General features: G+C 39.5%; 3 protein-coding genes, 1 pseudogene and 1 riboswitch. Of the genes and pseudogenes, 3 read left to right on the plus strand and 1 reads right to left on the minus strand.

The window, feature by feature from the left end; genetic code table 11:
• The first annotated feature begins 313 nt into the window (after positions 1-313).
• From JHC30_07355 to JHC30_07365, 3 genes and pseudogenes are all read left to right on the plus strand, one after another.
• Positions 314-430: pseudogene (locus tag JHC30_07355) on the plus strand (transposase).
• Between the two features lie 42 nt (positions 431-472).
• Positions 473-583, plus strand: a riboswitch (molybdenum cofactor riboswitch).
• A 47-nt stretch (positions 584-630) separates the two neighbouring features.
• Positions 631-2,439 (plus strand): aldehyde ferredoxin oxidoreductase family protein, encoded by a 1,809-nt coding sequence (locus tag JHC30_07360; protein MCI4463964.1) that lies wholly within the window; start codon positions 631-633, stop codon positions 2,437-2,439.
• Positions 2,440-2,504: 65 nt separating this feature from the next.
• Entirely contained in the window at positions 2,505-3,602 is a 1,098-nt protein-coding gene (locus JHC30_07365; protein MCI4463965.1) for a tungsten cofactor oxidoreductase radical SAM maturase, read from the plus strand.
• Between the two features lie 29 nt (positions 3,603-3,631).
• Here the strand turns inward: JHC30_07365 and iorA are convergent, their stop codons facing one another.
• Positions 3,632-5,467, minus strand: a complete 1,836-nt coding sequence (gene iorA, locus JHC30_07370; protein ID MCI4463966.1) for an indolepyruvate ferredoxin oxidoreductase subunit alpha — start codon at positions 5,465-5,467, stop codon at positions 3,632-3,634.
• Positions 5,468-5,536: the final 69 nt, after the last annotated feature.

The raw sequence follows: 5,536 nt of genomic DNA on the forward strand, positions 1-5,536 counted from the left end.
TTACTCAGATTTTCTACAACAACAGGATAAACAATGTCGCTCATTTTTATTCTCTTCGAAATTCCATTTCATAATCTATTAGCCTTTATCCTTTTTATAAGCTAAATCCGAGCAATTTTTCACGCTCTAAAAAGTTTTAGTACTTTTTTGGAAAAATTGCAAGTTTTATTAAAAAATTTTTTGGAGGGTTCCTGCCTTTTATTCCAGTTGAATTTGAAAAGTATTGCATAAAGTTTTGGTGTTTTATGAAGTTGAGATATGAGAGAGTGAAGAAGGAGTTGTTGGTTATTTCTACTCTCATTATTATCTATTTTGCATAATTATGGATTACCTCATATGGTACAATACTCAAAGACCTCATAAGAGTTTAAACAATTTGACACCGATTGAAATTCTCTCGAATATTATCCGGAGTCTCAAATGTATGTAACTCGAACACCCTCTTGACAAACAAAATTATCATATTAAAATATCTTAATAAAGGCTTCGACCTTGTGGATCCCACGGGGAGCTACAAGGCGATAGGGTTCGAAGAGCAATCTTTGAGCCTGCCTTATTGCAAAGAAGCCCAGGCAATTGGGCTTATTTTTATTTTAAGGGAAGTTAAAAATTTAAAAAGGGAGGTGCAGTATGTTAGGTGGCTACATGGGAAAAATCTTGAGAGTAAATCTCTCAACGAAGGAAGTTAAGGTTGAACCTATCAATGAGGAGCTTGCACGTAAATTCATCGGCGCAAGAGGGTATGCTGTAAAAATTATTTTTGATGAAGTGCCGAGAAATGCGGATCCGCTCGGAGAAGAAAACAAACTTATTTTTGCAACAGGTCCACTTACCCTTACAACAGCGCCAACTGGTGGAAGGTATGATGTTGTAACAAAATCTCCACTAAACAATGTAATTGCTGCTTCAAACTCTGGTGGTTTCTTTGGTCCAGAACTAAAGAAGGCTGGCTTTGATATGCTTATTGTGGAGGGTAAATCAGACAAGCCAGTGTATCTGTGGATTAACGATGGGAATGTTGAGATAAGGGATGCATCACACCTCTGGGGCAAAGATACATACGAAACAACTGATACACTCCTTGAAGAAGTTGGAGACAAAACTGCAAAGGTTGCATGCATTGGACCTGCAGGTGAAAATCTAACTCTCCAGGCGTGCGTAATAAATGACAAAGCAAGAGCAGCAGGAAGGACTGGTGTTGGTGCAGTAATGGGTTCAAAGAAGTTAAAGGCAGTTGTTGCAAAAGGAACCCAAAAGGTTAACATTGCAAATAACGAAGCCTTCAGGGAAGCACTGAAGGTTGCAATGGATAAGATAAAGACAAACGGTGTCACATCCCAGGGGCTGCCAACATACGGCACAATGGTTTTGAACCACATTATAGACGAACATGGTCTATACCCAACAAACAACTTCCAGAAAGGTACATTTGAATATGTTGATGAGGTTTCGGGCGAAAAATTAAAAGAGACATATTTGATAAGGAATAAGGCTTGCTTTGCATGTCCAATTGGATGCGGAAGAGTTGTAAAAATCCCTGAAATTGAAGAGGAAGTGGAAGGTCCCGAATACGAAACAAGCTGGGCATTCAGTGCAGACTGCGGCGTTTCCGATCTCAAGGCTGTTATCACAGCAAACCACCTCTGTAACAAACTTGGATTGGACACGATCTCAACAGGAGCAACAATTGCTGCATTAATGGAATTATATGAAAAAGGGTATGTATCAAAAGAGGAAGTTCAAGGGCTTCCTGAACCAAAATTTGGAAATGCAGAAGCAGTTGTCAAATATACAGAACTCATTGCAAAGAGGGAACACATTGGCGACAAACTTGCACTTGGCTCTTATGAGTTTGCAAAGTTATATGGGCACCCTGAATACTCAATGAGTGTAAGAAAACAAGAACTTCCAGCATACGACCCGAGAGGCGCACAGGGTCACGCTCTGCAGTATGCAACTTCAAACCGTGGTGGCTGCCATGTAAGAGGATATATGATTTCACCTGAAATCCTTGGACTTCCACAAAAGTTAGACCCATTCGAAACAAAAGGGAAGGCAGAATGGGTAAAGACATTCCAGGACCTTACCGCAGTAATCGACTCTGAAGGTTTGTGCTTGTTTACTTCCTTTGCATTAGGGCTTGAAGATTACACAGCCCTCCTTGCTGCAGTAACAGGTTTTGACCTAACTCCAGAAGAGACAATAAAGGCAGGAGAAAGGATCTGGAACCTTGAAAGACTCTGGAATATTGACCTTGGTGTTGGACCTGAAGAAGACAAACTTCCAGAAAGATTCTTAAAAGAGCCACTCCCTGAAGGTGCAGCAAAAGGACAGGTTGTAAAACTCCACGAGACACTTCCAGATTACTATAGGGTAAGAGGCTGGGACGAAAAAGGTTATCCAACCGAAGAAAAACTAAAAGAACTTGGGCTTAAATAGTTAAATATTACCATAGGAAGGGAGGAGGCAATCCCCTCCTCCCTATTTAACTATATGGAGGAGAAATGGGAACACTATACCTAAGGTTTAAGGATTACACAGTTGCACTTGAGGATAAGGCTAATCTTGAAAAAGTCTATATCGAAATTACAACCTTCTGCAATCTCAACTGTAAAATGTGCTTTAGAAGATTCTGGAAGGACAAATTGAGGGAGATGAGTGAAGAGGAGTTTAACCTCGTATTAAAGAATCTTGAAGCGTTTCCAAATCTAAAAACAGTCTATTTTGGAGGAATTGGTGAGCCTCTTGTCCATCCAAAGATTCTTTCTTTTATAGAGTTAGCAAAGAAGAAAAACTACAGAGTTGAATTTGGAACAAATGGAACACTTCTTCACAAATATGCAGAAGACCTTGTAAATCTCGGCGTTGACAAAATCATAGTTTCAATCGATGCACCAGAAAAGGAAATCTTTGAGGATATAAGAGGAACAGATTTTGGAAAAATTGAAGATAACATACTATACCTTCAAGAAACCAAAAAATCCAAAGGTGCAATAACTCCAGAAATATGGGTTGAAACAGTGCTTATGAAAAGCAACATAAATTCAATTTATAACATCTTTCCCCTATTAGATAAACTTGGAGTAACGACACTACTTCTTTCAAACCTGATGCCATTCTCAAAGGAACTCTCAAATGAAATACTTTACGATGGAAATTTCGACGACAAGAAGTTTATAGATGACATAAACAATCGTATTGGAAAATACAAGGTTAAGGTAATCTATCCAAAATTTAAACTACTAACAGATAGAAAGTGTCAATTCATCGAAAATCACTCAACCGTAATTGGTGTAGATCTTGGGGTCTATCCCTGTTACAGGTTGCTTCACACATACACAGAATACATCTTTGGAAGGGAGAAAATTGCCTACAAATATTCTTTTGGATCACTTAAGGAGAAGACACTTTTTGAAATCTGGAATTCCGATGAATACAAACGCTTTAGATACAATGTAGAAAATGCACTTTTCCCATCATGCACGGACTGTCCTCTTCAAGATGTATGTGACTTTTGCCTTGATTCAAATTCGGATTGTTTTGGTAATATGCCCTCCTGTGCCGATTGCCTTTGGTATAGAGGAATTATCCAGTGTCCGTAAAATTAAAAGGGGGCTTTTAGCCCCCTTGTCTATTTCCTTACTTTTATTGCTTTCTCAGGGCAGGTTTGGACGCACACAGCACACCCATCGCAAAGCACTTCGTCAATCTGTACTTTATGGAGATCTGTTACATACATAGCAGGACATGCAATTTCATTAATGCAATTCATACAGCCGGTGCATTTATCTTCATCAACAACGAATGTGAACTTCTTTTTTGGGACGATAAGAGCGCATTCCCTTTTTGAGATTACAACGCTTACGCCTTCGGTATTGAGCGCCTCTTTAACTGCGTCTGAAGACATCTTAAGGTTATATGGATCAACGGTTTTAACATAATCAACGCCAATTCCTTTTACAACGCTTTCAATATCAATTTTTCTTTTACCCTCTTCATCGAGCCCAGGGTTTGGTTGCGCACCAGTCATAGCTGTAGTCCTGTTGTCAAGGATTATGAGGGTGAAATTATCTTTGTTGTGGACTGCGTTTACAAGTGCAGGAATGCCTGCGTGGAAGAAAGTCGAGTCGCCAATAAAGGCAATTACTCTCTTTCCCGAAAACTTTGAAAGCGCCGAAGCCGTCCCAACACTTGAGCCCATTGAAAGAAGGTAGTCAGCCATATTAAAAGGTGTATTAATTCCAAGCGTATAGCACCCAATATCGTTAGGATAGATTGCATCGATTCCAAGTTCATTTACTGCTCTCTTTACTGCATCATACATACCCCTGTGAGGGCATCCAGGACAGAATACAGGTGGTCGCATTGCAAGAGGCAAGTCTGTTTTGAGTTTCTTTGGTTTTTCAAAAGTAACACCCAGGATTTTCTCAAATGCGCTTTCAATAATATCCTGATTGTATTCATAGGCAGGGGGAAGTGTGTTATCGAGTTTCCCAAAGACTTTTTTACGAAGTCCAAAACGCCCAAGGATATAGTAAATTTCTTTTTCCATTATCGGGTCAACTTCTTCAACAACAAGGACTTTTTCTTTATTGTTCATTGCATTCAAAACAAGATCCTCTGGAAATGGATATGTGAGAGTAAGTTTAAGGACTGTTGCCTTTAAATTTCTTTCGGATAACGCATCCATAACATAGTTGAATGAAACACCAGATACAATAATTAAAAGCCCTGTATCAATATCGCCATCAACCTCAATCAGCCTGTTATATGCACTTTCATTTGCAACAAATTTTGCCTTTTTGAGTTTTTCTATAATCTCTCCTTTTGCTCTGTATGCATTTGCAGGAACTGGGACAAGTTTAGATGGGTCTTTTTTAAAATCACCCTCAGGAAGATTTGTAAAAATATCACCCAACTCGACAACGCCCCGCATATGTGCAACACGAGTGGTTGTTCTAAAAAGCACAGGCAATCTCACCTTTTCGGAGACCATAAAGGCATATGGCATAAGGTCTTTCATCTCCTGAGGCGTCGAAGGCTCAATAAGGACTGCATTCCCAAGCCTTGCATAGAGCCTGTTATCCTGTTCGTTTTGCGATGAAAACATTGAAGGGTCATCTGCGGTAAGCACAACAAGCCCACCCCTAACATCAGTGTAGGCAAGCGACATAAATGAGTCGGATGCAACATTGAGACCAACATGCTTAAACCAGACAAAACTCCTTAGCCCCGAAACCGAGCCCGATGCTGCAATTTCGAGAGCAACTTTCTCATTTACGGAAAATTCAAAATAGATGCCTAACTCCTTATAAATGTCGTAGAATGTATCTCCAATTTCAGATGAAGGTGTTCCGGGATAAGTTGAGGCAACTGCAATACCACCTTCAATTGCACCTCTTACAACCGCCTCATTTCCCAACAAAAAAAGCCTATCACCCTTTTTACCTGCAAGCAATGGATGCATTTTATCAACTCCTTTCTTATCATGCCACTCTATTGTATAAGAAAATAAGAAAATTAAAAATCGATTGAT

This window comes from Caldisericum sp., assembly GCA_022759145.1.
GTDB lineage: Bacteria > Caldisericota > Caldisericia > Caldisericales > Caldisericaceae > Caldisericum.

Bases quoted from the DNA above. Each gene is read 5' to 3' on its own strand.
- JHC30_07360 (MCI4463964.1), top strand. From the start codon at position 631: ATGTTAGGTGGCTACATGGGAAAAATCTTGAGAGTAAATCTCTCAACG.
- JHC30_07365 (MCI4463965.1), top strand. From the start codon at position 2,505: ATGGGAACACTATACCTAAGGTTTAAGGATTACACAGTTGCACTTGAG.
- iorA (MCI4463966.1), bottom strand. From the start codon at position 5,467: ATGCATCCATTGCTTGCAGGTAAAAAGGGTGATAGGCTTTTTTTGTTG.